The 24877-nt window shown below is 68.7% G+C and carries 25 protein-coding genes; 9 read left to right on the forward strand and 16 right to left on the reverse strand.

Annotated features, from left to right (window positions below; genetic code table 11):
* Both VHA82_RS13325 and VHA82_RS13330 read right to left on the reverse strand, forming a co-directional pair.
* Nucleotides 1-962, reverse strand: a 962-nt coding sequence (locus tag VHA82_RS13325) for a carboxyl transferase domain-containing protein (protein WP_325544402.1), incomplete at its 3' end; no start/stop codon positions are given.
* Nucleotides 963-1148: 186 nt separating this feature from the next.
* A complete protein-coding gene (locus VHA82_RS13330; RefSeq protein ID WP_325544404.1) occupies nucleotides 1149-3386 on the reverse strand; it encodes a trehalose-6-phosphate synthase in 2238 nt (745 codons plus the stop codon).
* Between the two features lie 257 nt (nucleotides 3387-3643).
* Between VHA82_RS13330 and VHA82_RS13335 the strand changes: the two genes are divergently transcribed.
* Both VHA82_RS13335 and VHA82_RS13340 read left to right on the forward strand, forming a co-directional pair.
* Nucleotides 3644-3904 carry a DUF2917 domain-containing protein gene (locus VHA82_RS13335; protein WP_325544406.1) on the forward strand — a complete coding sequence of 87 codons (261 nt, stop codon included), beginning with the start codon at nucleotides 3644-3646 and terminating at the stop codon, nucleotides 3902-3904.
* Entirely contained in the window at nucleotides 3901-5169 is a 1269-nt protein-coding gene (locus tag VHA82_RS13340; protein WP_325544408.1) for a lytic murein transglycosylase, read from the forward strand. Before VHA82_RS13335 ends, VHA82_RS13340 begins: the two co-directional genes overlap by 4 nt.
* Nucleotides 5170-5200: 31 nt before the next feature.
* Here the strand turns inward: VHA82_RS13340 and rsgA are convergent, their stop codons facing one another.
* The 4 genes from rsgA to VHA82_RS13360 all read right to left on the reverse strand — a co-directional run bounded on the left by rsgA (nucleotide 5201) and on the right by VHA82_RS13360 (nucleotide 12497).
* Nucleotides 5201-6265 (reverse strand): ribosome small subunit-dependent GTPase A, encoded by a 1065-nt coding sequence (gene rsgA, locus VHA82_RS13345; protein ID WP_325544410.1) that lies wholly within the window; start codon nucleotides 6263-6265, stop codon nucleotides 5201-5203.
* A gap of 422 nt (nucleotides 6266-6687) precedes the next feature.
* The gene (locus tag VHA82_RS13350; protein WP_325544411.1) at nucleotides 6688-8070 is read right to left on the reverse strand and encodes an efflux transporter outer membrane subunit; all 1383 of its coding nucleotides are present in this window, start codon (nucleotides 8068-8070) and stop codon (nucleotides 6688-6690) included.
* A gap of 67 nt (nucleotides 8071-8137) precedes the next feature.
* Entirely contained in the window at nucleotides 8138-11284 is a 3147-nt protein-coding gene (locus VHA82_RS13355) for an efflux RND transporter permease subunit (protein ID WP_325544412.1), read from the reverse strand.
* A gap of 10 nt (nucleotides 11285-11294) precedes the next feature.
* On the reverse strand, nucleotides 11295-12497 hold the full coding sequence (locus tag VHA82_RS13360) for an efflux RND transporter periplasmic adaptor subunit (RefSeq protein WP_414708651.1): 1203 nt from the start codon (nucleotides 12495-12497) through the stop codon (nucleotides 11295-11297).
* A 113-nt stretch (nucleotides 12498-12610) separates the two neighbouring features.
* Here VHA82_RS13360 and VHA82_RS13365 point away from each other — a divergent pair, with 113 nt between their 5' ends.
* From VHA82_RS13365 to VHA82_RS13375, 3 genes are read left to right on the forward strand one after another with little or no spacing between them, the layout of a single operon-like run.
* Nucleotides 12611-13306: an aspartate/glutamate racemase family protein gene (locus VHA82_RS13365; RefSeq protein ID WP_325544416.1), complete on the forward strand. Its 696-nt coding sequence runs from the start codon at nucleotides 12611-12613 to the stop codon at nucleotides 13304-13306.
* A gap of 51 nt (nucleotides 13307-13357) precedes the next feature.
* Nucleotides 13358-14269: an N-acetylmuramic acid 6-phosphate etherase gene (murQ, locus tag VHA82_RS13370; RefSeq protein ID WP_325544418.1), complete on the forward strand. Its 912-nt coding sequence runs from the start codon at nucleotides 13358-13360 to the stop codon at nucleotides 14267-14269.
* Nucleotides 14190-15419 carry an anhydro-N-acetylmuramic acid kinase gene (locus tag VHA82_RS13375; RefSeq protein ID WP_325544421.1) on the forward strand — a complete coding sequence of 410 codons (1230 nt, stop codon included), beginning with the start codon at nucleotides 14190-14192 and terminating at the stop codon, nucleotides 15417-15419. The genes murQ and VHA82_RS13375 overlap by 80 nt, the downstream gene beginning before the upstream one ends.
* A gap of 9 nt (nucleotides 15420-15428) precedes the next feature.
* On the opposite strand, the gene VHA82_RS13380 is transcribed toward VHA82_RS13375, so the two are convergent.
* The 5 genes from VHA82_RS13380 to VHA82_RS13400 form a co-directional block, all read right to left on the reverse strand.
* Entirely contained in the window at nucleotides 15429-15956 is a 528-nt protein-coding gene (locus VHA82_RS13380) for a GNAT family N-acetyltransferase (protein ID WP_325544423.1), read from the reverse strand.
* A 41-nt stretch (nucleotides 15957-15997) separates the two neighbouring features.
* Nucleotides 15998-17275: an RNA polymerase sigma factor gene (locus VHA82_RS13385; protein WP_325544425.1), complete on the reverse strand. Its 1278-nt coding sequence runs from the start codon at nucleotides 17273-17275 to the stop codon at nucleotides 15998-16000.
* A gap of 7 nt (nucleotides 17276-17282) precedes the next feature.
* Nucleotides 17283-17687, reverse strand: a complete 405-nt coding sequence (locus VHA82_RS13390) for a VOC family protein (protein WP_325544427.1) — start codon at nucleotides 17685-17687, stop codon at nucleotides 17283-17285.
* A 14-nt stretch (nucleotides 17688-17701) separates the two neighbouring features.
* Entirely contained in the window at nucleotides 17702-18130 is a 429-nt protein-coding gene (locus tag VHA82_RS13395) for a YciI family protein (RefSeq protein WP_325544429.1), read from the reverse strand.
* A gap of 104 nt (nucleotides 18131-18234) precedes the next feature.
* Nucleotides 18235-18588 carry a YciI family protein gene (locus VHA82_RS13400; RefSeq protein WP_325544431.1) on the reverse strand — a complete coding sequence of 118 codons (354 nt, stop codon included), beginning with the start codon at nucleotides 18586-18588 and terminating at the stop codon, nucleotides 18235-18237.
* A 14-nt stretch (nucleotides 18589-18602) separates the two neighbouring features.
* On the opposite strand from VHA82_RS13400, the gene VHA82_RS13405 reads away from it, so the two are divergent.
* The 3 genes from VHA82_RS13405 to VHA82_RS13415 all read left to right on the forward strand — a co-directional run bounded on the left by VHA82_RS13405 (nucleotide 18603) and on the right by VHA82_RS13415 (nucleotide 20809).
* Nucleotides 18603-18959, forward strand: coding sequence for a GNAT family N-acetyltransferase (locus VHA82_RS13405; RefSeq protein ID WP_325544433.1), 357 nt, complete (start codon nucleotides 18603-18605; stop codon nucleotides 18957-18959).
* A 136-nt stretch (nucleotides 18960-19095) separates the two neighbouring features.
* Complete coding sequence (ald, locus tag VHA82_RS13410) at nucleotides 19096-20208, forward strand: alanine dehydrogenase (RefSeq protein ID WP_325544435.1); 1113 nt, start codon at nucleotides 19096-19098, stop codon at nucleotides 20206-20208.
* A 226-nt stretch (nucleotides 20209-20434) separates the two neighbouring features.
* The gene (locus VHA82_RS13415) at nucleotides 20435-20809 is read left to right on the forward strand and encodes a TraR/DksA C4-type zinc finger protein (protein WP_325544437.1); all 375 of its coding nucleotides are present in this window, start codon (nucleotides 20435-20437) and stop codon (nucleotides 20807-20809) included.
* A 68-nt stretch (nucleotides 20810-20877) separates the two neighbouring features.
* Here the strand turns inward: VHA82_RS13415 and VHA82_RS13420 are convergent, their stop codons facing one another.
* The 4 genes from VHA82_RS13420 to VHA82_RS13435 all read right to left on the reverse strand — a co-directional run bounded on the left by VHA82_RS13420 (nucleotide 20878) and on the right by VHA82_RS13435 (nucleotide 23366).
* Nucleotides 20878-21855 (reverse strand): hypothetical protein, encoded by a 978-nt coding sequence (locus VHA82_RS13420; protein WP_325544439.1) that lies wholly within the window; start codon nucleotides 21853-21855, stop codon nucleotides 20878-20880.
* Between the two features lie 88 nt (nucleotides 21856-21943).
* Complete coding sequence (locus VHA82_RS13425; RefSeq protein WP_325544441.1) at nucleotides 21944-22450, reverse strand: hypothetical protein; 507 nt, start codon at nucleotides 22448-22450, stop codon at nucleotides 21944-21946.
* Nucleotides 22451-22455: 5 nt separating this feature from the next.
* Nucleotides 22456-22938, reverse strand: a complete 483-nt coding sequence (locus VHA82_RS13430) for a VOC family protein (RefSeq protein WP_325544443.1) — start codon at nucleotides 22936-22938, stop codon at nucleotides 22456-22458.
* An 89-nt stretch (nucleotides 22939-23027) separates the two neighbouring features.
* Nucleotides 23028-23366, reverse strand: a complete 339-nt coding sequence (locus VHA82_RS13435; protein ID WP_325544445.1) for a DUF2917 domain-containing protein — start codon at nucleotides 23364-23366, stop codon at nucleotides 23028-23030.
* Between the two features lie 265 nt (nucleotides 23367-23631).
* Here VHA82_RS13435 and VHA82_RS13440 point away from each other — a divergent pair, with 265 nt between their 5' ends.
* Entirely contained in the window at nucleotides 23632-23877 is a 246-nt protein-coding gene (locus VHA82_RS13440; RefSeq protein ID WP_325544447.1) for a hypothetical protein, read from the forward strand.
* A gap of 42 nt (nucleotides 23878-23919) precedes the next feature.
* On the opposite strand, the gene VHA82_RS13445 is transcribed toward VHA82_RS13440, so the two are convergent.
* Nucleotides 23920-24819 carry an amino acid ABC transporter substrate-binding protein gene (locus tag VHA82_RS13445; RefSeq protein ID WP_325544449.1) on the reverse strand — a complete coding sequence of 300 codons (900 nt, stop codon included), beginning with the start codon at nucleotides 24817-24819 and terminating at the stop codon, nucleotides 23920-23922.
* Between the last annotated feature and the right edge of the window lie 58 nt (nucleotides 24820-24877).

A 24877-nucleotide genomic window follows, 5' to 3' on the forward strand; every position in this document is an offset into this window, starting at 1 on the left:
CATGCCCGCCTTCGCGGGAATGACGGCGTGGCGGGCATCGGCGGGAATGACGGCGTGGCAGGCATCGGGCGCGTGAATGACGGCGTGGCAGGCATTGACGGGAATGACGCCGTGGCGGGCTCTTGCGGGAACGACGGCGCGGCGGGCCTTCGCGGAAATGACTGCAAACTCCTCACCACCTCCCGGCAAATCCCCAACGCATGCCGATCGTCTTCCGCCAGATACTCCCCGAGCCCCGACACGCTCGCGTGCATCTCCGCGCCGCCCAGCTCCTCCTCCGTCGCAATCTCCCCGGTGGCCGCCTTCAGCAGCGGCGGCCCCGCGAGAAAGGCCCGCGATCTTCCCCGCACCATGATCACGATGTCCGACAGCCCCGGCATGTACGCCCCGCCCGCCGTGCCCGATCCATGCTGCACCGTGATCACGGCAATACCCGCGGCCGACAGGCGCGCCAGATTGCGAAAGAGTGCCCCGCCGCGCACGAAACCTTCCACCCGATAGCGCATCAGGTTCGCGCCCGCGCTTTCGACGAGGTGAATGAAAGGCAGCTTGTTCTCCAGCGCGATCTCCTGCACGCGCAGGATCTTCTCCAGGCCCATCGGCTGGATCGCGCCGGCATCGATGCCCGAATCGCTCGCCACCACCATGCAGCGCACACCGCTCACGAAGCCGATGCCGGCGATGATCCCCGCGCCCGGCACGGAAGAGCCCGGGTCCTTCGTGTCGTGCAGCCAGCCCGCGAGCGAACACAGAGGCAGATACGGCATGCCCGCATCGAGCAGCAACCCGACGCGCTCGCGCGGCAGCAGCTGCCCGCGCCGGTCGAACACCGCCTTCGCCTCCGCGGACTTCGCGGCGGCGCGCTCCTCGAGCGCACGCAACTGCGCGATGTGCGCGAGCATCGCCTCGCGACGCACCTGCGCGGTGGCGCTTCGCGGGTTCCAGCTCGATCGGAAATTCATTCGCGCAACACCTTCGGCGTCACGCAGCGGTGAGAGCCGTCGCACGAGAGTCGCGGCGCGAAGACGAATCGCCCGCGCGGACGCTTGGCAAGCAAGGCTGCCGCCACGGAGGACTCCATGGCGCGGCACGTTAGCAGACGCCTTGACTTCTAGCAAGCAAACGCGCGGCAATCTTCGCCCGGCGCTTTACTCCACCGCTTCGGTCACCTGGTGGCGCAGCAGCCGCTGCGAGACGCGTTCACGCAGCCTGAGGCGCGCGGCGTCGGAAAGCATTCGCCCCGCCCAGCGGAACACGTTGAATTCGCGCACCGTCGCGCGCAGGCTCGCCATGCGTTCGCGCTGTTCCGCGGGCGGCATGGAAAGCGCCTGGTAAAGCGCATCCGCCGTTTCCTCCACGTGATACGGATTCACGACGAGCGCTTCGGGCAGTTCGCGCGCCGCGCCGGCGAAGCGGCTCAACACCAGCACGCCCTGCTCGTCGTCGCGCGCGGCGATGAACTCCTTGCACACGAGGTTCATGCCGTCGTGCAGGCTCGTCACGAGGCACACGTCGGCCGCGCGATAGAGCTTGTTCACCTCGTCGCGGTCGTGATGCTGCACGAGCAGTTGCACCACGGGCCGGCCGAACTTCGCGTTGATGCGCTGCGCCACCTGCTCGATGCGCGTGCGAAAGGCCTGGTACTCCTCCAGCACGCCGCGCGAAGGCGCGGCCACCTGCACGAAGGTGAAGCGGTCCCGCCACTCGGGATGCTTCTCGAGCATGCGATCCACCGCATTCAGCCGCTCGAGGATGCCCTTCGTGTAGTCGAAGCGATCGATTCCGACCGCGATGCGATGCTTGCGCGGGATCTGCAGGCGCTCGAACACGTCGGCTCGGCACTGCCCGGGCGAAGGCCACTCGCGCACCTCCTCGGGCGTGGGCCACTCGATCGAGATGGGGTAGGCCTCCACGAGCGTCGGGCGGCCCTGGAAACTCACGGTCGAATGCTCGTGCTCGATGCGCGCTTCGAGGTAGCGGTCCACCGTCTCGATGAAATTCTTGCAGTGGTATTGCGTGTGGAAGCCGAGGATCGTGCTGCCGAGCATGCCCTCGAGAATCTCGCCCCGCCACGGGCAGATGCCGAACGACTCCGGATTCGGCCAGGGAATGTGCCAGAACGTGATGATCGTCGCGCGCGGCAGTTTCTTGCGCACGAGCGCGGGCACGAGCGCGAAGTGATAGTCCTGCACCAGCACCACCGGGTCCTCGCCGCGCGCCTCCGCGATCACGGCTTCGGCGAAGAGCTCGTTCACTTCGCGATAGTGCTGCCAGTCGCCCTCGCGGAACACCGGCCGCACGTGGGCGACGTGGCAAAGCGGCCAGAGCCCTTCGTTCGCGAAGCCGTAGTAGTAGCCCTGCTCCTGCTCGGCCGTGAGCCACAGGCGCCGCAGCACGTAGTCGTGATGGCCCGGCGGCAGCGCGACGTGATCGTGGCGGTCCACGGCCTCGCGGTCGGCGCTGCCGCTGCCGTGCGCGATCCACGTGCCCGAGCACGCCCGCATCACCGGCTCCACGGCGGTGACGAGGCCGCTCGCGGGGCGCCGCACCATCACCATCCCCGCGACCTTCTCGTGCAGGTAGGGCTCGCGATTGGAAACGACGATGACCTGGTCGCCACGCAACTGCGTGCGCAGCAGCGATTGGAGCCTTTGCGCGTCCCATGCCACGGCGGGCCCCTGCACTCGGCGATATTCGTCTTCCAGCTCGCGCAGTCGCGCGCGCAGGTCGGCCGCGATGGGCGCAAGCTCGGGCGACGCGGGCAGCATCGGCCGCACGAGCCCTTCGCCGCGCAGCAACGCCCGAGCGCCGGACACCCAGCCGCGCCAGCTGAGCTGCGCCACGATCACCGTCACGAGCGCGATCACTGCCCCCATGGCCGCGATCAGCTCGACGAGGTAGCGGCGCGTGTCCTGGCTGCGGCGCTCGATGAAGCTCAGGTCGTGCAGGATCACGAGCTGGCCCACCGGCCCCGACTCCGCCGTGATCGGGTGCACGCTCACCTGCACGGGGCCGCCTTCGATGTTCATCTGCGGGTCCGGCGAGGCCGCTCGTTCGGCGGCCTGGGCGCAATCGAGCGTCTTCGGAAACTTGGCGGTGCGACGCATGAGCTCGCCCGTGGTCGAGCACCAGCCGATCGCGACGAGCCGCTCGTCCTGCACGGTGCGGTCCAAGAGCGTCTGAAGCTTTCGCCCGTGCGCGTCCTGCTGGGCTTCGGCCACCGCTTCGGACAGGGTGTTGGCCACGAGGGCGCCGCGCATGTTGAGGTCGCGCGCGAACCAGCGCAGCGTGAGGCGGTCCATGACGGGCACCGACACGTAGGCCGCACCGATCAGGATCGCCACCAGCGGGAGGAGAAAGCGCAGTTGCAGGCGGAAAGTTCTCACGATGGCTCCCTCGATATGGCCGATCCATTCTATTTGCATTTGCACAAATCATGAGAACGCCCCCTTGCCCGCGCGCCGGCTTGCACGAGGCCGCGGCTGACGCCGGCCGTAAGAATCCGCCGATGCGGCCCGCGGCTGCGGCGGGGCATGCTCGGGCATTCCCGAATCTCCCGGCGGCCCGGGACAGCGGGACACGGGGACAGCAGGACACGGGAACAGCGGCATCGTCCGCGGATGCATCGAAAAGGAGCCTGACCATGATCGTGTTCGCGGATTCGCCGGGGAACTGGCGCTTCACGCTCCAGCTGCACCACGGCGCGAGTGAGGTCGTGGCGCGGCCGGCAAACGGGGTCCAGGTGCGCTTGAGAAGCGGCCAGCTCTGGATCACGCACGACGGCGACCCGCGCGACGTCGTGCTGGAGCCCGAGCAGAGCTATACGGCGCAACGCGGCGAGCGCATGATGCTGCATGCCGTGAAGGACAGCGAAATCGAGATGCAGTTCAGCCGCGCCGAATGAAGGTCGTGCGACTCCTTGCCGCGGCCGCGGCTTGCCTCTTTGCCGCCGTCTGCGCCGCGGCCGCGCTCGACGCGCCGATGACGCCCGGGGACTTCGCCGACTGCGTGCAGTCGCTCGCGGACCAAACGCAGAGCTCGAGCAAGCCCCTCGCGCGCGAGGATTTCCTGCGGATCGCGGCCGGCGCGAAGTACGACGACCGCGTGCGGCGCGCGCTGCTGGTCGTGAAGGGGGAGCCGACCTACTGGTGGGACGAGCTCGCGGCCACCACGGATGACCAGCGGGTCGAAGACGGCCGCGCCGTCCTCTCGCGCGCGGCCGCGCCGCTGCAGCGCATCGAGGCGCAGTTCGGCGTGCCGAAAGAGATCATCGTCGCGCTCTACGGCATCGAGACCAACTACGGCCCGGCCGCCGGGCGCATCCCGGTGCTCGACGCCACGCTGAGCCTCGCGTGCCTCAGGCCCTGCCCCGATCCGAACGGGCGCTGCCTCGCGCGCGAGCGCGCGTTCACCGCGGTGCGGCTGCTGCGCGATTCGCGCGTCGTACCCGAAACGTTCGTCGGCTCCTGGGCCGGCGCGTTCGGCCGCACGCAGTTCGAGCCCGACAGCTACGAGCAGCTCGCGGTCGACGGTGACGGCGACGGCATCGCCGACATCGTGAACTCCGAGCCCGACGCGTGGGCATCGACCGCGAATCACCTCGTGCGCCGCGGTGGCTGGATTCCCGACGCGCCGGTGTACGTCGAAGTCCGCGTGCCCGCCGAACAGCAGGCCGAATTCATGGGCAACGGCGAGACGATCCGGCTTGCCGATCGCATGAGAAAAGCTTCCGAATGGGCGGCAGCGGGCTGGAAGGCGATCGGTCCGGAAGGCGCGGTGCTGCCGCTCGCGCTCGACGGCGACCCCGAGCTGTACCCCTTCCTGCCGGTGGGACTGCCGGGACCGGCCTTCCTCGTCTCGCGCAACTTCGACACGATCTACCGCTACAACAACTCGGTGCGCTACGTGCTGGAAGTGGCGACGCTCGCAAACCGCATCGCGGGCGGGCCGGGCATCGTCACGCCCTGGCCGACGGACGACCCCGGTCTCTCGCGCGCGCAGATTCGCGAGCTGCAGGCCTGGCTCATCGCGCAGGGGCACACGCTCGTGGTGGCCGACGGCGTCGCCGGCAGGAACACGCGCGACGCGATCGAGGAGGAGCGCGCGAAAAAGGGCATGCCCCCGGGGCGGCGCGTCGGGCAGCGAACGATGCGCGAGCTGATGTCCTGATGCGCCCGCTCCCGCTCGCCGCGCACCGTGCCTACGGAGGCCTTCTCTTCTCCCGCGCGCGCTCCTCGCCCGACTTGCCGATCGCCTTCCATTTGCGCCGCAGCATCGCGCGCTCGAGCTGCGTCATCTCGATGCGCCTCGCATCGCGCAACAGCTTCTGGAAGTTGAAGAGCCGGTCGGCGCCCACTTCCGTGCGCACGGCGCAACCGGGCTCGCCGCCGTGGCGGCAGTCGCGATAGCGGCACCGGGTGGCCAGCGCCTCGATGTCGTCGAATGCCGCCGCGAGCGAGCGTTCGTCCGCATCCGGGCGCCACGTGCGCAGACCGGGCGTGTCGATGATGCAAGCGCCATCCGCGCACGGATGCAGCGAGCGTGCGGTCGTCGTGTGTCGCCCGCGCCCGTCGCCCTTGCGCACGCCCCCCGTCGACTGCGACGCGGCAGCGAGCGTGTTGGTGAGCGTCGACTTGCCCGCGCCCGAGGAGCCGAGCAGCACGAGCGTGCGCCCCATGCCGAGCCAGGGCGCGAGGTCGTCGCGCGCGGTGTCGCTCTGGCCATTGACCGCGACGACGGGCACGCGCGGCGGCAATCGCTCGCGCAGGGAGTCCACGCGGCTCGCCGCGTCGACCGAGAGGTCCTTCTTCGTGAGGACCACCACGGGCTCGACCCGCGCGGCGGTGACCATGGCGATGGAGCGCTCCACGCGGCGCGGGTTGAAGTCGGCGTCCAGCCCCATCGTGAGCAGCGCCGTGTCGACGTTGCTCGCGAGGAGCTGGCGCCGGCCGTCGTTGGCGCGGCGCGCGATGACAGTCGCGGGCGCCAGCCGCGCGGCCATCCATAAGTCGCCCGCGTCGTCCGTTTGCACGACGACCCAGTCGCCGATGGTGCAGCTCTCGTTGCCTGCCTGCAGTTCGCGCAAGAGCTGGGGCAGCGCTCTCGCGCGGTGCTCGGTGGTGCCGTCGTGCAGCGCGAAGTGTTCGCGTTGTACTTCGACGATTCGCATCAGGGTCCCCGATGCGTCGCGCAGCATGCCGAGTGCGCCCACGATGGTTTGCGTGAGCCCGATGCGGCGCAGGGATTGAAAATCGATGTCGATCATTGCGGTGCCGGTAAATTCGTTGAGGAGCACGCGGCGGCGCAGGCGGGGTGCCCTTCGGTGACCCTGCCCTGCGATCCGCCGCAGTCTCGATGTGGAGTTGTCGGGTGGGGCAAGCGCAAGCGCACCCCACCGCGCCCGCAACGCGGGCACGGTTTCAGTCAGAGGTTGTGTGTGCCGGCCGCGGAGAACCCGCGGCGATCAACGAACGCTGGAACGCGCGCGAGGCTCAGGCAGCCGACGGGAGGGCAAGGTCATTTCTTTCCATGGCAATCTCCTGTGGCGAGTTGAAGAAGGAGCGCAGTGTGCCAGCGCGCGATCCGCGGGTCAACGCCAGTCGTCCGCTTCAGCCCACGCAGGGCTGGGCGCGACGACGAGTCCGACAAGCACCGTGCATTGCTCGAGCGAACGCCCGCCGCCGGCCGTCAAGCAAGCCAACCGCCCCCCAGCACGCGATAGAGCTGCACCTGGTTTTGCAGCCGCGCGAGCCTCACCTGCACGAGCAACTGCTGCGCCGCGAAGAGCGACCGCTGCGCATCGAGGAAATCGAGATAGCTCGCCACGCCGTTGTCGTAGCGCAGTTTCGCAAGCCGCGTGCGCACGGTCTCCGCGCGCACCACGGCGGTCTGCGCGGCGAGCTGGTCTCCAAAGGTCGCGCGGCCGGCGAGCGCATCCGACACTTCTCGGAACGCCGACTGGATCGCACGTTCGTACTGCGCGATGGCGATGTCGCGCTGCGCCGTGGCCGACGCGACGCCCGCGCGATTGCGCCCGAAATCGAAGATCGTCTGCACGAGCGCGGGCGCGACCGTCCAGCCCCAGGCGCCGCCCTTGAAGAGGTCCGACAGGTCGCTGCTCGCGCTGCCGATGCCCGCGGTGAGCGTGATGCGCGGAAAGAACGCCGCGCGCGCCGCGCCGATGTTCGCGTTCGCGGCGATCAGCTGCTCTTCGGCCTGGCGCACGTCGGGCCGCTTCACGAGCACGTCGGAGGGCGTGCCCGCCGGCAGGTCGGGCAGCGTCACCGAGTCCGTCGATACGCCGGTGCGGAAGTCCGGCGCCACGGCCTGCCCCACGAGCAGGCCGAGCGCGTTGATGTCCTGCGCGCGCTGGCGCTGCAACTGCGCGAGGAGCGCGCGCGCCGTTTCGGCCAGCGATTCCGCGAGGCGATAGTCGATCTCCGACGACGCGCCGTTTTCGAATCTGAGCTTCGTGAGGCGCAGCGACTCCTCGCGCGTGGCGAGCGTGTCCTGCGTGACCTTCAGCAGTTCCTCGTCGGACACGACGTTCAGCCACGCCGTCGCGACCGAGGCGATGAGCGCGGTCTGCGCGGCCTTGCGTCCTTCCTCGGTCGCGAGGTATTGCGCGAGCGCCGATGCGCTGAGACTCGCGACACGGCCGAAGAGATCGACTTCCCACGCGGTCGTGCCGATGCCCGCGGTGTAGACGGTGCTCGAATTGCCGCTCGAGCCGGGCGCACGCGAACCCGTGACAGTCGCCCCGATCGTGGGAAACCGGTCGGCGTTGCGGATGTCGTACTGCGCGCGCGCCTGTTCGATCGCAAGGATCGCCACGCGCAGGTCGCGGTTGTTGGCGAGTGCGGTGCCGATGAGCGCCTTCAGGCGTTCGTCCGCGAAGAACTTCTGCCAGCCGAGTTCGGCGGCAGGCACGCCCTGCGTCGCGGAGGGATACGGGAACGCACCCGGCACGGGCGGCGCGGGCCGCTCGTACGTCGGTGCGAACGAGCACGCTGCCACCAAGGAAACGCTGAGTGCGCAGAGGATGCGCACAGGCCGCGAAGGGAGCCCCATCCATGACCTTTGCGTTCTCTGCGTCACCTTTGCGTTCTCTGCGTCCAAAACGATCTTTCGCATGCAACTACTCCGCCGCTGGCGCATCGAGCTCGTGCGAATACATCCGCCGCTGCCGCTCGCTGCCCTTGAAGATGCGCCGCACCACCACGAAGAACACCGGCACGAAGAGCACCGCGAGCGCCGTCGCAGTGAACATGCCGCCGATCACGCCCGTGCCGATCGCGCGCTGCGACGCGGAACCCGCGCCGGTCGCGATGGCCAGCGGCAGCACGCCGAGGATGAACGCCATCGACGTCATCACGATCGGACGGAACCGCAGGTGGCACGCGGCCAGCGCCGCATCGATGAGCGACTTGCCCTGCGCGTGCAGGTCTTTCGCGTACTCGATGATCAGCACGGCATTCTTCGCCGACAGACCCATGATCGTCACGAGGCCCACCTTGAAGTACACGTCGTTCGGAAAGCCCCGCAGGTTCGCGCCGAGCAGCGCGCCCACGATGCCGAGCGGCACCACGAGGATCACCGACAGCGGAATCGACCAGCTTTCGTAGAGCGCCGCGAGACAGAGGAACACCGACAGCAGCGAAAAGCCGAGCAGGATGAACGCGGTGGAGCCCGAGAGGCGTTCTTCGCGCGACTGCCCCGTCCATTCGTACGCGAAGCCCGCGGGGAGCTGCCCCGCGAGCCGCTCCATCTCGTCCATCGCCTCGCCGGTGCTCTTGCCCGGCGCGGCGTCGCCCGAGATGCGCATCGCGGGGTAGCCGTTGTAGCGGATGGTCTGCATGGGCCCCGTGATCCACCGCGTCGTCGCGAAGGCGCTCAGCGGCACGGACGCGCCGCGCGAGTTCACCACGGGAATGCGAAGCAGGTCCTCCGGCTGCATGCGCGCCGGCGCGTCCGCCTGCACCACGACGCGTTGCAGCCGCCCGCGATTCGGGAAGTCGTTCACGTAGGCCGAGCCGAGCACCGTCGAAAGCGACGCGTTGATCGCATCGAACCCCACGCCGAGCGCGCTTGCCTTGTCGCGGTCGATGTCGATCTGCAATTGCGGCGCATCCTCCAGGCCGTCGGGACGCACGCCGCTCACGATCTTGCTGCGCGCGGCGAGGCCGAGCAGCTGGTTGCGCGCGGCGACGAGCGCGGCGTGGCCGTTGCCGCCGCGGTCTTCCAGCCGGAAGTTGAAGCCGGTGGCCGTGCCCAGTTCGGGAATCGCGGGCGGGCTCAGCGGGAAGATGAATGCGTCGCGGATCTTCGAAAGCGCGACGAACGCCCGCCCGGCAATGCCTTGCGCCGAATGTTCGGCGCCCTTGCGCTCGCTCCAGTCCTTGAGCGTGACGAACGCAAGCCCCGCGTTCTGCCCCTGCCCCGAGAAGCTGAAGCCGAGCACGCTCACCATGCTCTGCACTTCGGGCTGCTTCAGGATGTAGTTTTCCACCTGCTCGGCCACGGCCTGCGTGCGGTCGGTGGTCGCGCCCGGCGGCAGCTGGATGTTCACGATCATGTAGCCCTGGTCCTCGCTCGGCAGGAACGAAGTCGGCAGGTGCAGGAAGAGGACGATCACGGCGCCGATGATCGCGACATAGACCGCCAGCACGCGGCCGGTGCGCTTCAGGATCTTCGCGACGAAGCCTTCGTAGCCGTGCGCGGTCGCCTTGAAGCCGCGGTTGAACCGGCCCCAGATGCCGCCCTTCTCGAGGTGATGCCCCGCCTGAACCGGCTTCAGCAGCGTGGCGCAGAGCGCCGGCGACAGCGACAGGGCCATGAACGCAGAGAACGAGATCGACGACAGCATCACCGCGGAGAACTGCTTGTAGATGTTGCCGACCGCGCCGCCGAAGAAGGCGAGCGGCACGAACACCGAGATCAGCACCACGGTCACGCCGACGATCGCGCCCTGGATCTGGCCCATCGCCTTGCGCGTGGCCTCGCGCGGCGGCAGCCCCTCCTCGCTCATGATGCGTTCCACGTTCTCCACGACGACGATGGCGTCGTCCACGACGATGCCGATCACGAGCACCATGCCGAACATCGTGAGCACGTTGATGGAGAACCCTAGCGCGTAGAGCACGCCGAACGTGCCGAGGAGCGCCACCGGCACCACGACCGCCGGGATCACCGTGTAGCGCAGGTTCTGCAGGAACACGTACATCACGAGGAAGACGAGCGCCATCGCCTCCAGCAGCGTCTCGACCACCTGCGAGATGGAAATCTTCACGAATCGCGAGCTGTCGTACGGAATGCCCCACTTCATGCCGGCGGGGAAGAACTTCGCGAGCTCCTCCATGCGCGCGCGGATCGCCGTGGCCGTGGCAAGCGCGTTGCCGGTGGGCGAAAGCTGCACGCCGATGCCGGTGGAGGGCTGCCCGTTCAGGCGCGCCGACACGGCATAGCCTTGCGCGCCGAGCTCGATGCGCGCGACGTCCTTCAGCCGCACGGAGGAGCCATCCGGGTTCGTGCGAAGCAAGATGCCGCCGAACTGTTCCACCGACGTGAGCTGGCCGTTCACCACCACCGTCGCGGACATCGCCTGCCCCGGCACGTTCGGCAGGTCGCCGATGGTGCCGGAGGACACTTGCGCGTTCTGCGCGGCGATCGCCGCGTCGACGTCGCGCGCCGACAGGTTGAACGCGACGAGCTTGGCCGGGTCGATCCAGATGCGCATCGCGCGTTCGGTGCCGAAGAGCTGCGCCTGACCGACGCCCGGAAGGCGCTGGATTTCGGGCAGCACCACGCGCGACGCGTAGTCGCCGAGCGCGACCGGGTCGAACTCGCCCTTGTCCGAGGACATGATGATGAAGAGCAGGAAGTTCGAGCGCGACTTGTCCACGCGCACGCCCTGCTGCGTCACCGCCGCGGGCAGGCGGGGCGCGGCGCGCGAGAGGCGGTTTTGCACGTCCACCTGCGCGAGGTCGGGGTTGGTGCCGGTCTCGAACGTGAGCGTGATCTGGCCCGAGCCGTTCGCCTGCGCCACCGATTCCATGTAGATGAGGCCGGGCGAGCCGTTCATCTCCTGCTCGATGACGGAGAGCACGCTTTCTTCGAGTGTCTGCGCCGACGCGCCGGGGTACACCGCCGTCACGTTGATCGAAGGCGGCGCGACCGTGGGGTATTGCGCAACGGGCAGCCTCGTGATGGCGACCGAACCCATCACGAGGATGAAGAGCGCGATCACCCACGCGAAGATCGGCCGGTCGATGAAGAACTTCGACATCGGCGAGTCCTCAGCTCTTCGCGGGTTGCGACGCGGCGGAGGCCGCCGGTTTCGGCGAGGCCGATTGCGCGCCCCACGGCACGGGCTTCACGGGCGAGCCAGGACGCAGCTTCTGGAAGCCGTCGACCATCACCATCTCGCCCGGCTTCAGCCCGTCGAGGATCACCCACTGGCTGCCCTGCGAGCCGCCCACTTTCACCGGCCGCGGCGCGACCTGCCCGTCGGGCGCCACGACCATCACCGTGTCGCCCTGCGGCGAGCGGCTCACTGCTTGCTGCGGCAGCAGCAACGCGTTGCCCGCCTTCGCCTGTTCCAGCCGCACGCGCACGTACATGCCGGGCAAGAGCAGCCCGTGGGGGTTGGGTACTTCGGCGCGCAGCGTCACCTGGCCGGTCGTCTGGTCCACCGACAAGTCGGCGAAGAGCAGCTTGCCCGCAAGCGGATAATCGGTGCCGTCTTCCAGCGCGACGCGAACCTGCGCGCCTTCCTGGCCCGCGCGCTTCAGGCGCCCTTCCGACATCGCGCGGCGCAGGTTCAGCACTTCGGTGACGGACTGCGTGAAGTTCACGTAAAGCGGATCGATCTGCTGGATCACCGCAAGGGGCGTGGCCTCCCCCTGCCCCACGAGCGCGCCTTCGGTGACGAGCGAGCGGCCGATGCGCCCGGAAATCGGCGCCGTGACGGACGCATAGCCGAGGTTGATCTCGGCCGTCTTCACCGCCGCGCGCGCCGCGGCGACGTCGGCCTCGGCCTGCTTTTCGGCCGCCACCGCATTCGCGTAGTCCTGCTGGCTGATCGCGTTGGCTTCCACGAGCGGCTTGTACCGCCGCGCGAGCGCCGCCGCCTGGCCGAGATTGGCTTCGGCGCGCGCGAGTTGCGCCTGCGCGCTCGCGTGCGCGGCCACGTAGGGCGCGGCGTCGATGCGATAAAGCACCTGGCCCGCGCGCACGTCGCTGCCCTCGCGGAAGACGCGCTTCAGCACGATGCCCGCGGCACGCGCGCGCACCTGCGCCACGCGCGAGGCTTCGAGCCGGCCGGGGAGTTCGGTGACGAGGCCGATGTCGCCCGTGGCGACGGTGACCACGCCGACCTCGGGCGGCGGCGGGGCGTTGCCCGCGTTCTGGGCAGCGGCGCTGCCACCGCTGCCTTGCCCGCATGCGGTGAGAAGGTACGCCAGAGCGAGCGCGAAGAAGGTTCGCATCGGAACAGCCATCGGAGTTTGGGGTTCGGGGAGAAAACCCGCAACGATACCGCGACTGGGCAACTCGTGCATGAAGTGGGTAGGATGCTCCTGACCATTTTGAAAAAGTCGAAAAGGAGTTGGGCATGACAGGGCACATCGGCATCGTCGCCTGCTCCGCGGAAGGCGCGGCGCTTTGCTACCGCACGATCTGCTCCGAAGGCGCGCAGTGGCTCGGGCCGCACGGCCACCCGGAGGTGTCGATGCACACGCCGCCCTTTTCGGAGTACATGGAGCACATCTACCGGGGCGACTGGCCGGCGGTCGGCGAAATGATGCTCGCTTCGGCGCAGAAGCTGGCTTCGATCGGCGCCGATTTCCTGATCTGCCCGGACAACACCATCCACCAGGCCCTGCCCTACGTGCTGGAGCGCTCGCCGCGCCCCTGGCTGCACATTGCGCAGGTCGTGGCCGAAGAGGCGTCGCGCCGCGGCCTGGGCAGGCTCGCCCTCACGGGCACGAAGTGGCTCGTGCAAAGCGAGGTGTATCCGGACAAACTGCGCGAACGCGGGCTCGAGTTCGTGCGCCCCGAAGAAGGCGAGCGCGAGGAGATCAACCGCATCATCATGGACGAGCTCGTGTACGGCGTCTTCAAGCCGGAGGGTGTCGCGTATTTCCAGCGGGTGATCGAGCGGCTGAAGGGCGAGGGATGCGACGCGGTGGTGCTCGGATGCACGGAAATTCCGCTCATCCTGAGCGACGCGAATTCGCCGCTGCCCACGCTGGATTCGACGCGGCTCATCGCGCGCGCGGCGCTCAGGCGAGCGATCGACGGGCCTTGAGGGTGGCGCTCGCTCACCCCACCGCAATCACCGCCGGCGCTAAACTGCCGCATGCCCACCCCGGACACGCGGCTGACCGAGCAGCGCAACCCGCGCAGCACCCGCATCGACCAGCTTTCCACCCTCGAAATCGTCGACCTCATCAACGCCGAGGACCAGATGGTCGCGGCCGCCGTCGCCGAAGAGCGCCAGCAGATCGCCCACGCGATCGACATCGCCGTCGATTGCTTTCGCAAGGGCGGACGCCTCTTCTACGTGGGAGCCGGCACGTCGGGCCGGCTCGGCGTGCTCGACGCCTCCGAGATGCCGCCCACCTACAGCACCGATCCCGGCATGGTCCAGGGCATCATCGCGGGCGGCCTCGACGCGCTCGTGCGCGCGCAGGAAGGCGCGGAAGACCGTCCGCAAGACGGCGCGAGCGCGATCGACGAGCGGCAGGTGAACACGAACGACTTCGTGCTGGGCATCGCCGCCTCCGGCACGACGCCCTTCGTGCACGGCGCCCTGAAGCGCGCGCGCGAACTCGGCGCGCGCACCGGCTTCCTGCTGTGCACGTATCCGTCCGAGAAGCTGATGCAGTCCCACGACGTCGTGATCGCGCCGCTCGTGGGGCCGGAGGTCATCACCGGCTCCACGCGCATGAAGGCCGGCACCGCGACGAAGATGGTGCTCAACACCATCAGCACCGCGGCGATGGTGCGGACGGGCAAGGTCTACGGCAACCTGATGGTGGACCTGCAGGTCACCTGCCAGAAGCTGCAGGACCGCGGCGAGCGCATCCTGATGGAGACGCTCGGCATCGAGCGCTGGGAGGCGACGCACCTGCTGGACGAATCCGGCGGGCATGTCAAGATCGCGATCGTGATGAACAAACTGGGCCTGGATGCGCAGGACGCCCGCCGCGAGCTGGACGTGGCGGGCGGCTCCATCGCCGACGTGGTGGGCGACCTGGGTGCGCGATGAGGTGCACGACAGCATGCGCGTGATCGGCCTCATGTCCGGCACGTCGCTGGACGGCATCGACGCGGCCATCGTCGACTTCGAGGGCACGGCCGAAGACAGCTTGCGATGGGCGTGCAAGGGCTTTCTCACGGTGCCCTACACGTGGGCGCAGCGCGAGCTGCTGCACAGGGCGATGACCGAAGGCGGCCCAGCGCAGCTCTGCGAAGTGCACGGCCGGCTCGGCGAATGGTTCGCCTGCGCCGTGCTCGAAGTCTGCCGCGCAAGCGGCATCGACGCCGCCTCCGTCGACGTGATCGGATCGCACGGCCAGACGGTGTGGCACCAGCCGCCGAGCGACCGCGAACGCGGCTTCACGCTGCAACTGGGCGACGCCGCGACCATCGCGGAGCGCACAGGCATCGCGGTTGTGAGCGACTTTCGCGCGCGCGACGTCGCCGCGGGCGGCCACGGCGCGCCGCTCGTGCCCTGGGTCGATCGGGCGCTCTTCCGCGCAGCCGGCTCGAAGCGCGCCTTGCAGAACATCGGCGGCATCGGCAACGTGACGTGGCTGCCCGAACGCGACAGCCGCGACGAGCTCCTCGCGTTCGACACGGGCCCCGGCAATGTGCTCATCGATGCGGCAGTGGAGATGGCGTCGCAGGGCCGCGAAACGTTCGACCGCAACGGCCAGCGCGCCGCGCGCGGCAAGGTGAGCGAGCTCGTGCTCGCGCAGTTGCTGCAGCACCCCTTCTACGGGCGCATGCCGCCGAAGTCCACCGGCCGCGAGCTCTTCGGCCGCGCGACGGTGAAGGACATCGCGGCGCGGCATCCCCTTCAATGGGACGACCTGATCGCCACGCTCACGGCGCTCACCGCGCGCAGCATCGCGCATGCGTATCGCCGCTGGCTCATCCCGCGCGGGCTGGACGAGGTCTTCGTGACGGGTGGCGGCGCGCGCAACCCCGTCTTGATGGACATGCTGCGCGAGGAGCTCGCGCCGATTCCGGTGCTGACGGGCGATGCGCTCGGCATCGACGGCGACGCGAAGGAAGCGGTCGCGTTCGCGGCGCTCGCGTGGGCGCACATGAACCGGCTGCCCTGCAACGCCCCTTCGGCCACCGGCGCCGAAGGGCCGCGGGTGCTCGGCTCGTTCACGCCCGGGCGGCTGTGAAGGCCGCCCTCACAGCGCCTTGTACATGTAGGTCGTCGCGCACAGGCCCCCGCCCGGATACAGCGCGTAGTTCGGGATCGACCCCACCTTCGTCCAGCCGGCGCGTTCATAGACCCGCTCCGCGTCGCCACCGGTCACGGCATCGAGCACGAGGAGCGTGCGCCCTTCGCGCCGGGCTTCTTCATCGACATGGGTCATGAGGCGCGCGGCGATGCCCTGGCGGCGCGCGCGGCTCGCCACCTGCATCTTCGCGACGTCGGCACGATGCGGCTGGTTCTCGGGCAGCGACAGGATCAGCTGCACCGTGCCGACGAGACAGCCTTGCGCGTCGTGCGCGACCAGCAGCACGCGCTCGCCCCGGTCGACGCCGCCGGCCACCTCGCGCCAGAATCGCGCGGCGCGCTCGTGCGTGATCGGCAGCATGAACCCCACGGAGGCGCCGCCTTCGACGCAATCGATCAGAAGGTCGGCGAGCGCATCGATGAGCCCTTCGGCTTCGCCTGGCGCCACGCGGCGGACGGTGATGGCATCTGTCATGTCGGGAATGCTCCTTGCGAATCGATCGCGGCGACGAGGCGTCACGGCCGCCCTTGCGGCTGCCGCGCCCGCTGCGCGAGCAATTCCTTCTCGCGCTCGTTCGTCGCCATCGCCGCCGCGCGCAGGAATTCTGCGCGAGCCTCTTCATGGCGACCGAGCTTTGCGAGCAGGTCCGCCTTCACACTGGGCAGCCAGTGATAGTTCTTCAGCGACTTCTCCTGTGCGAGCGCATCGATGATCGCCAGGCCCGCCTCGGGCCCTTCGGCCATCGACACCGCCACTGCGCGGTTGAGCTGCACCACGGGCGAGGGCGCGGCTCGCGCGAGTTCGCCGTAGAGCGCGGCGATGCGCTTCCAGTCGGTCGTCTCCACCGACGCGGCGCGTGCATGGCAAGCGGCGATCGCCGCTTGCAGCGCATAAGGGCCGCGTTGCGGCGAGAGGGCTTCCGAGCGCTCCAGCGCGGCCAGCCCGCGACGAATCAGCAGCCAGTCCCAGCGCCCGCGATCCTGGTGCGCGAGCAGCACCGCTCGGCCCTGCGCGTCCGTGCGCGCCCGGGTGCGAGAGGCCTGCAGCTCCAGGAGCGCCGCGAGCCCCTGCGCTTCGGCTTCGCGCGGCGCGAGCTGCGCGAGGATGCGCGCGAGGCGCAGCGCCTCTTCCATGAGCGACGTGCGCATCCAGTCGTCGCCCGCCGTCGCGGTGTAGCCTTCGTTGAAGACGAGATAGATGACTTCGAGAACGGACGCGAGCCTGCGGCCGAGTTCCTCGCCGCGCGGCACTTCGAACGCCACCTTCGCCTCGCCGAGCGTGCGCTTCGCGCGCACGATGCGCTGCGCCACCGTCGGCTCGGGCACGAGGTACGCGCGCGCGATCTCGTGCGTGGTGAGGCCGGCGAGGAGTTTCAGCGTGAGCGCCACGCGCGCTTCGGTCGCGAGCACCGGATGGCACGCCGTGAAGATGAGGCGCAGCAGGTCGTCGCCGATTTCGTCCTGGCGGGCCGCGTCGAGGGCGTCGACGAAATCGGGCACGACTAGCGCCTCCTGCGCCTCGAGATCGGCGCCGATCTCTTCGAGCTTGCCCTCGCGCATGCGCGCGTGGCGCAGGTAGTCGAGCGCGCGGTTCTTCGCCGCCGCCATGAGCCACGCACCGGGACTGCGCGGCACGCCGTCGGCGGGCCAGTGTTCGAGCGCGGCGACGAGCGCGTCCTGCGCGAGGTCCTCGGCGAGGCCGATGTCGCGCACCATGCGCGCGACGACCGCGACGATCCTCGCCGACTCGATGCGCCAGACCGCGGCGATGGCATCGTGCGTGGCCGAATGCAAGGCGCGGCTACCTCTGAACGTGCGCCGGGTCCATCCAGACCACTTCCCACATGTGGCCGTCGGGATCGGTGAAGCCGTGGCCGTACATGAAGCCGTGGTCCTGCGGCTTCATGGGCGAGGTGCCGCCCGCCGCGAGCGCCTTCTTCACGAACGTATCGACCTCCTCGCGGCTGTCGCACGAGAGCGCGACGAGCACTTCGGTCGACCTGGCCGCATCGGCGAGCGGCTTGTTCGTGAAGGTCTGGAAGAAGGGCTCGACCAGCAGCATCGCGAAGATGTCCCCGGAAATCACCATGCAGGCGCCCTGCTCGTTGGTGAACTGCGGATTGACCGAGAAGCCGAGCGCCTTGAAGAACGCCTGCGAGCGTTGCAGGTCGCGCACGGGCAGGTTGACGAAGATCTTGCGGGCCATGGCGGCATTCCCCCTCACTTCATCCCGATCTCTTTGAATTTCTCGATCTCCTGCTTGGGCGCGATGCCTTCGAAGTCTTCCAGCTCGTAGAGCTGCCGCACCTCGATCTCCACGCCCTGCGCATCGAAACCCACCGGATTCGGGAAACGCCTTGTCCATTCGAGCGCTTCCTCGCGCGTGCGAGTCTGGATGAGCGTGTAGCCCGCGACGAGTTCCTTGCTCTCGGTGAACGGCCCGTCGATCACGGTGCGCTTGTCGTTCGCGCCGTAGCGGATGCGCCAGCCCTTGCTGCTCGGCTGCAGGCCCGAGGCGTCGAGCAGTGCGCCGGCCCGGGCGAGTTCCTCGTGGTAGGCGCCCATGGCCTCGAAGAGCTTGTCGCTGCCTTCGGGCCAGCCGCCGGCCTCGCTCTCGGGGGTGGCCTTGACGATGATCATGAATCGCATGGTTGTTCCTTCTCCTGTGGATGACAAGCGCGTGAATTCGCGGCTTCTCACTTTCCACGACGAAGCACATCGGCCACGATCGACACGGCCGGACACGTATGGTGCTACGTATAGCAGGGCCCGGTCTCGCGAACCTCGATCGTCGCCCATTCGGCGGCCGGGCACCGGCGCGCGAAGCCGAGGGCCTCCTCGCGCGTGCGGCAATCGAGCAGAAAAAAGCCGCCCACCATTTCCTTGGCCTCGGCGAAGGGGCCGTCGATCACCTGCGGCCGGCCTTCCCTCACCTTCACGCGCGCGGCGTCGCGCTGCGACGCGAGCGATTCCACCGCGAGCAGCACGCCTTGCTCCTTCAGGCCGGCTGCGAACTCGACCATGCGGCCGTACACCGCATGGCCCTCGGATTCGGTGCGCGTTGCGCGCTGGCGGGGGTCTTCGAGAATGAGGAGCATGTAGGCCATGCGTCAAATCATAGGTGCTCGACCCGTTGACGGCCAAGCGCCGCGATAAGCTGATAGGGTGGGAATCGAAAGGAGTGCATCGAATGTCCGAGCCGCAGATTGCCGACCACCCGGCCCAGCACCGCTACGAACTCAGCGTGGACGGCCGCCTGGCCGCGCGCGCCGAATATCGGTTGGAAGCTGGAGTCATCAGCCTGATCCACACCGAAGTGGACCCGGCGTACGAGGGCCAGGGGCTCGCGTCGAAGCTGGCCGCGTTCGTGATGCAGGACATCGCGCGGCGCGGCCTGAAGGCGAAGCTGGTCTGTCCGTTCATGGCGGGGTATGTGAAGAAACATCCGGAGTACGAAGCAATCGTTGCCGGCGGTTGATGCCGCCTCGTTAGCCCGCCTCGTTAGCCCGCCTCGTTAGCCCGTCTACTGCCCCCGCTACTTTGCTGAACGGGTTGGCCTTGCACGCAAGCTCGTGCGCACAATCGCGGCAGCAAGCGCTTCGAGGAGACCGGCCATGCTGATCGGCGTACCCAGGGAAATCAAGAACCACGAATACCGCGTGGGCCTCACGCCGGCGAGCGTGCGCGAACTCATCGCGCACGGCCACGAAGTCATCGTGCAGTCCGGCGCGGGTGCCGCGATCGGCCTGGACGACGGCCAATACCGCGCGGCGGGCGCGAAGATGGCCGACGACGCGGCCGGCATCTTCGCAAGCGCCGACATGATCGTGAAGGTGAAGGAACCCCAGAGCGCCGAATGCGAGATGCTTCGCCCGGGACAGATCCTCTACACCTACCTGCACCTCGCGCCCGATCCGGCGCAGACACGCGCGCTGGTGGATTCGGGCGCCGTGTGCATCGCGTACGAGACCATCACCGGTCCGGGCGGCGGGCTGCCCCTGCTCGCGCCGATGAGCGAAGTGGCCGGCCGCATGGCGGTGCAGGCCGGCGCGCACTACCTCGAGATCGCTCACGGCGGACGCGGCGTGCTGCTGGGCGGTGTGCCCGGCGTCGCGCCCGGCCACGTGGCCGTGATCGGCGCGGGTGTGGTCGGTACCAACGCCGTGCAGATGGCGGTGGGCATGGGCGCTCGAGTCACGGTCCTGGACAAGAACGTGGATCGTCTGCGTGAGCTCGACCTCGTCTTCGGCAACCGGATCAATACCACGTATTCGAACGCGCACAGCCTCGAGGAGGCCGTGCTCGATGCGGACCTCGTCATCGGCGGCGTGCTGGTGCCGGGCGCGGCGGCGCCGAAGCTCGTCACGCGTTCGCACGTGTCGCGCATGAAAAAAGGCGCGGTGGTCGTGGACGTGGCCATCGACCAGGGCGGCTGCTTCGAGACGTCGCACCCCACCACGCACGCCGACCCCGTGTACGTCGTCGACGGCGTCGTGCACTACTGCGTGGCCAACATGCCGGGCGCGGTGGCGCGAACCTCCACGTTCGCACTCAACAACGCCACCATCGGCCACGCGATCGCGCTCGCGGGCAAGGGCTGGAAGGCCGCGATGCGCGACGACGCGCATTTGCGCCAGGGTCTCAATGTCTGTGAAGGCCGCGTGACGTACGAAGCGGTCGCGCGCGACCTGGGGTACCCCTTCGTCGCGCCGGAAACGCTGTTGTAGGAGCGCCGGCCTCGCGTTGCGCGCCTCGCGCCTCGCGCCGCGGCAGCCGATTCGCGGGGCTTTGACATTCGTCAGGCCAGGTGGCGAGCTTCGCTGGCCCAATGGACCGCATGAACCCGATCCGACTCGCCCCGGCGGAAGCCGGCACCCACGACTGGCGCCGCCGCTTCGAATTCGCAGCGGCGGCGGCCTCGATCCTTCCCGTGACTTCGCTCGGATGCGGCCTATGACGCGCCCCACGCCCGAATTCCTGCAGGCACGCATCGAAGGCCTGCTCGACCGGCGCGAAGCCGAACTGCAAGCGGTGATCGCCGCGCAGACGGACGTGGCCGCGCACGAGCATGACCGCACCGAAGTGTTCGATGGCAAGGAGGCGGCCGAGGAGGAAACCGAGGCTTTGCTCGAGGATGCCGTCGCGGCCCGCGCCGCGAAGGAACTCGAAGCCATCGCCGCCGCGCGACAGCGCATCGCCCAGGGCACGTACGGCACCTGCCCTTCGTGCGGCGAAGCGATCGACGAGCAGCGCCTGCTCGCGGTGCCCGCGGCCCTTCTGTGCATCCGCTGCCAAGCCGATCCGGCTGCCGCGCGGCGGTTCAGCTAGTCTCGGCGAGCCACGCCTTCCGCGCCGATTCCTTCTTCCAGATTCGCGGAAGAACCGCTCGAAAGCTCTCAGGCATCGTGCCGCGAAGCGAGGTATTGCCCCACCGCGGCTTTCAGCTCCGCCGCCGTGTCCCGAAACCGCAGTGCCTCGCCGCTGCGGTCGATGTCGCGCGCCGGATCGTAGTTGCGCGGCCCGAGGATGCGAAGGCGCTGGGCGTACTGCCGGTCTTCGAGAGGGCCGTGCCACAGGTGCAGGGCGCGATTGTCGGCCCAGCCGATCGGAGGCCGCGGCGGCGGCGGCAGGCAGCGCGCCGCCCAGGCGGCCGCGTCGGCGCGATGCGCCAGGCTGTAGCCGCGGGGCTCGAAGAACTCCTGAGTCCGGCCGATGTAGCTCGTGGCGAGCAGCAGATCCGCGCCGCCCACGATGTTGGCGTCGTACAACTCGAAGCGCGGCAGGTCCGTGAGACGCACGGCGATGGCGATGCCCGCATTGCCCGACGAGGGCGCGGTGGTCCCGTGAAAGGCAAAGGCGCGCATGCGCTCGGGATCCGAGGTGAACAGGGGTTCGCCGTGGCCCAACGCGTACGCGAGTGACGGCAGGGACCGTTCGGGCTCGACGCGCGCGAGCGCATCGCGTTCGCGGATCTCGCGCGCGATGTCGGGCATGTAGTCCACCTGCCTGTGGCACTGGATCAAGGGCCGCGTCTCGAGCGCCGTGAGAATTCGCCGCACCCAGTCGGCCTCGGCGAAGACGACGTCGGCATCGATGATCGCCACGTCGCGCGCGAGCCCTTCGGCACGGATGCGTGCGAGGCCGCGATTGAGGAGCCGCTCCTTCTGCCACATCAGGTCGCCGCCCTGCACGCGGATCAGCACGTCGGCGTCGTCGGGGCGAAGGTCGAAACGGCCGTCCGGCGACCATTCGACCGCGACGAGCGGCACGTCGCCCAGGTTCTTGCGGAACACGTGGTAGTTGCGCAGCCGCCGGGCGCCGCGAAACGGGTTGTAGTACGCGGTGAGCGCGACGAGCGGAGCGGCGGCAAACATGCGCTTCATTCGGGGAAGTTCGGACAGGAGGTCACGGCAAGTGGGTGTTGCGCTCCAGCATACATGCTGCGGGGGCTCGGTTCTCGCCTCAGAACCGGAAGTCGAAGAAGCGGTCCCGCACTTCCATGCTCGGGTGCGCACGGCGCACGATCCCCTGCGCGTCGAGATAGACCGAGTAGAACATGTCCGCGCCCCCTGCGTCGCGCCAGCGGTACGTCATGATCGGGCCGTCCCAGCTCGCGACGCGTTCGATGCGCGCGGGCGGCCCGAATTCACGCTCGACGTCGGTGCGCGTCCACTGTCCCGGCACGATGCGCTCGAAGTTCGCCTGCGTGAGCGCCTGACGCGACGCCGTGACGCGGCCGTTCGCATCGACGTCGACCATCCACGCATACTGGCCGGCGGGCTGCTGCGAATACTGCAGCCGCTCTGCGCCGCCCGGCAGCGGCACGACGGCGGTGGGGCGGCCCATGCGCGCGATGACCTCGTCGCGCGCCGTGCCGGGCGCGACATCGCCGCCGAAGAACCCGAACGCCGACGCCGCACCGGCCGAGAAGAACAGCGCAGCACCGACGAGGGCAAAACGCAGCTTCATGCGTCTCACACCCCCCGCACGGCCGCTTCGATCGTCGCGATATCGATCTTTCTCATCGGCATCATCGCGTCGAATGCGCGCTTGGCCGCCGCGCGGTCCGGGCTCGTCACGGCTTGCATGAGCACGCGCGGCGTGATCTGCCATGAGAGGCCCCACTTGTCCTTGCACCAGCCGCACGCGCTTTCCTCGCCGCCGTTGCCCACGATCGCGTTCCACAGGCGGTCGGTTTCAGCCTGATCGTCGGTTGCAACCTGGAACGAAAAGGCCTCGCTGTGGCGGAACTCGGGCCCGCCGTTGAGGCCGATGCAAGGGATGCCGAGAACGGTGAACTCCACCATCAGGACCGCGCCCTCCTTGCCGGACGGATAGTCGCCCGGCGCGCGATGGATGGCGCCGACCGAGCTGTCCGCAAAGGTCTTCGCGTAGAACTGGGCGGCTTCGAGCGCGGTGGCGTCATACCAGAGGCAGATCGTGTTCTTGGGGGTCATGCTGTGTCTCCATTCGAGTGCATGTGAGTCGGTAAGGCGAGCCGTGCGGGTGAATGAGCGCACGGGCCGCACCGCCACCGTACCACGCGCTATCGCTCCCAGTCGTCCTCGAACTGAATCTCCACCACGCACGGTGCGAGCGCATGCATGCGCATCGCGCGTTCGCGGTGGGGCTCGTAGCTCTGCTGCCGATCCACGATCACGTCCTTCGGGTCGCCGTCGTGCGTGATCCAGAGGCTCCCCTCGGCCACGCGCACGAGCATGCCCTCGTCCACCTCCGGGATGACCTCGGTCGCTCCGCGGTCCAGCCGCATGCAGATGCGGCGGGTGACCCGCTCGGATTCGCGCAGGGCGGGCCGCACCCTGCGCCGCCGGTGGCTGTGCAGCCGCTGCGAAAACAATGTCCACGATGGCGACGAGCCGCTCATTTCCGTCCCCTTTGAACGCAACTTTGCCCGAGCCCGCAAGCGCTCGGAGCCGGAGCGTGGCGGCGGCGCGAGTCGGATCGCACCGAACCGGACGTAGGGCCTGCCGCCTGAGCGGTGGCGCCAGCGCGAAAAGCGCACAGACCTTCGTCTGATGGTCAAAGCGGATGCGCTCCGTAGCATCTGGGTGAGGCGGCGAAGCCGTCCGAGGAGGTGCCTCATGTTCTCCCAGCGACACTTGATTCATCCCGGCTGCGAGGCGCAACCGATGCCCGGTGCGCCCCACCGGATCAACCTGCGCCTGCTTGCCGATTCGCTCATGACCTGGGGGCATTCGGTGGCATTCGGCGGCAGCATCGCGGGCATCGCCGGGGGCTTCGGACTCGTCGCCTGCAACGAACTGACCCCGCTGATCGAAACCTTCCTCGTGGGGGGTCCGGTCTGCGGCATGGCGGCATCCGGCGTGCTCTACACAGCGGCGTGGTACGCCGACCGGGCCGCCGAGAATCGATAGGCGAGTCGAGAGGGAAGCGGGGCCCCGCCGCCCCCGCCCCTCTCAGACCTCGGGCTTGTCCGAGGGCTGCGACAGGTTGTCGCGCAGTTGCGGACTCATCGGAACATTCAGGTTGATCCCGCGCGGCGGGATCGGCGAGACAAACCACTTCCGGTACAGCCGCTCGAACTCGCCCGAGCGCATCATCGATGCGATCACGCCGTCCACGAGTGCCTTGAACGCGGGATCGTCCTTGCGCAGCATGCACGCATAGGGCTCGACCTGCAGGGTGTCGCCCACCACTTGCCAGTCCGACGGCTGGCGTGCGCCGGGAATCAGGCCGTATAGCAGGATGTCGTCCATCGCGAAAGCCGCGGCGCGGTCCGTCTGCACGAGCAGCATCGCATCGGCGTGGTCCTTCGCAAGGAGAATCTGCATGCCAAGCTGCTTTTCCTGGTTGTAGCGGCGCAGCACCTGCGCATTCGTCGTGCCGGAGGTCGATGCGACGGTCTTGCCGGCGAGGTCCGAATAGTTGCCGATGCCCGAGCTCTTCTTGACCAGCAGGCGCGTGCCGCTATAGAAGTAGTTGAGCGCGAAGGCGACTTCTTTGCTGCGCGCGGTGTTGTTGGTGGTGGAGCCGCATTCGAGGTCGATGGTGCCGTTTTGCAGCAGCGGAATGCGGTTCGCCGAGGTCACCGCCACGTACTCGACATCGATCGCCCGGGCGGCGGTGCGCCGGCGCACCTCCTGAACGACGGCCTGTGCGATGTCCTGCCCGAAGCCCACGGGCTTGCCCGCGGTGGCAACGTAGGAAAACGGGATGGAGGATTCGCGGTAGCCGAGCGCGAAGCGGCCGGTCTCTTCGATCTTCTTCAGGGTGTCCGCGCTCGCAGGCCCCGCGGCCAGGGCCAACAGGGCCAATGCTGCGCATGCGGCGTGAGCCGCGACGGTCGAATGCTTCATGGTGTCCTTTCACTCCCTTGCATGATTTGCGCCCGCGGGCGCTTCGCAGCCGGACGCG

It is taken from the genome of Ramlibacter sp. (genome assembly GCF_035548915.1).
Taxonomy (GTDB): Bacteria; Pseudomonadota; Gammaproteobacteria; order Burkholderiales; family Burkholderiaceae_C; genus Ramlibacter.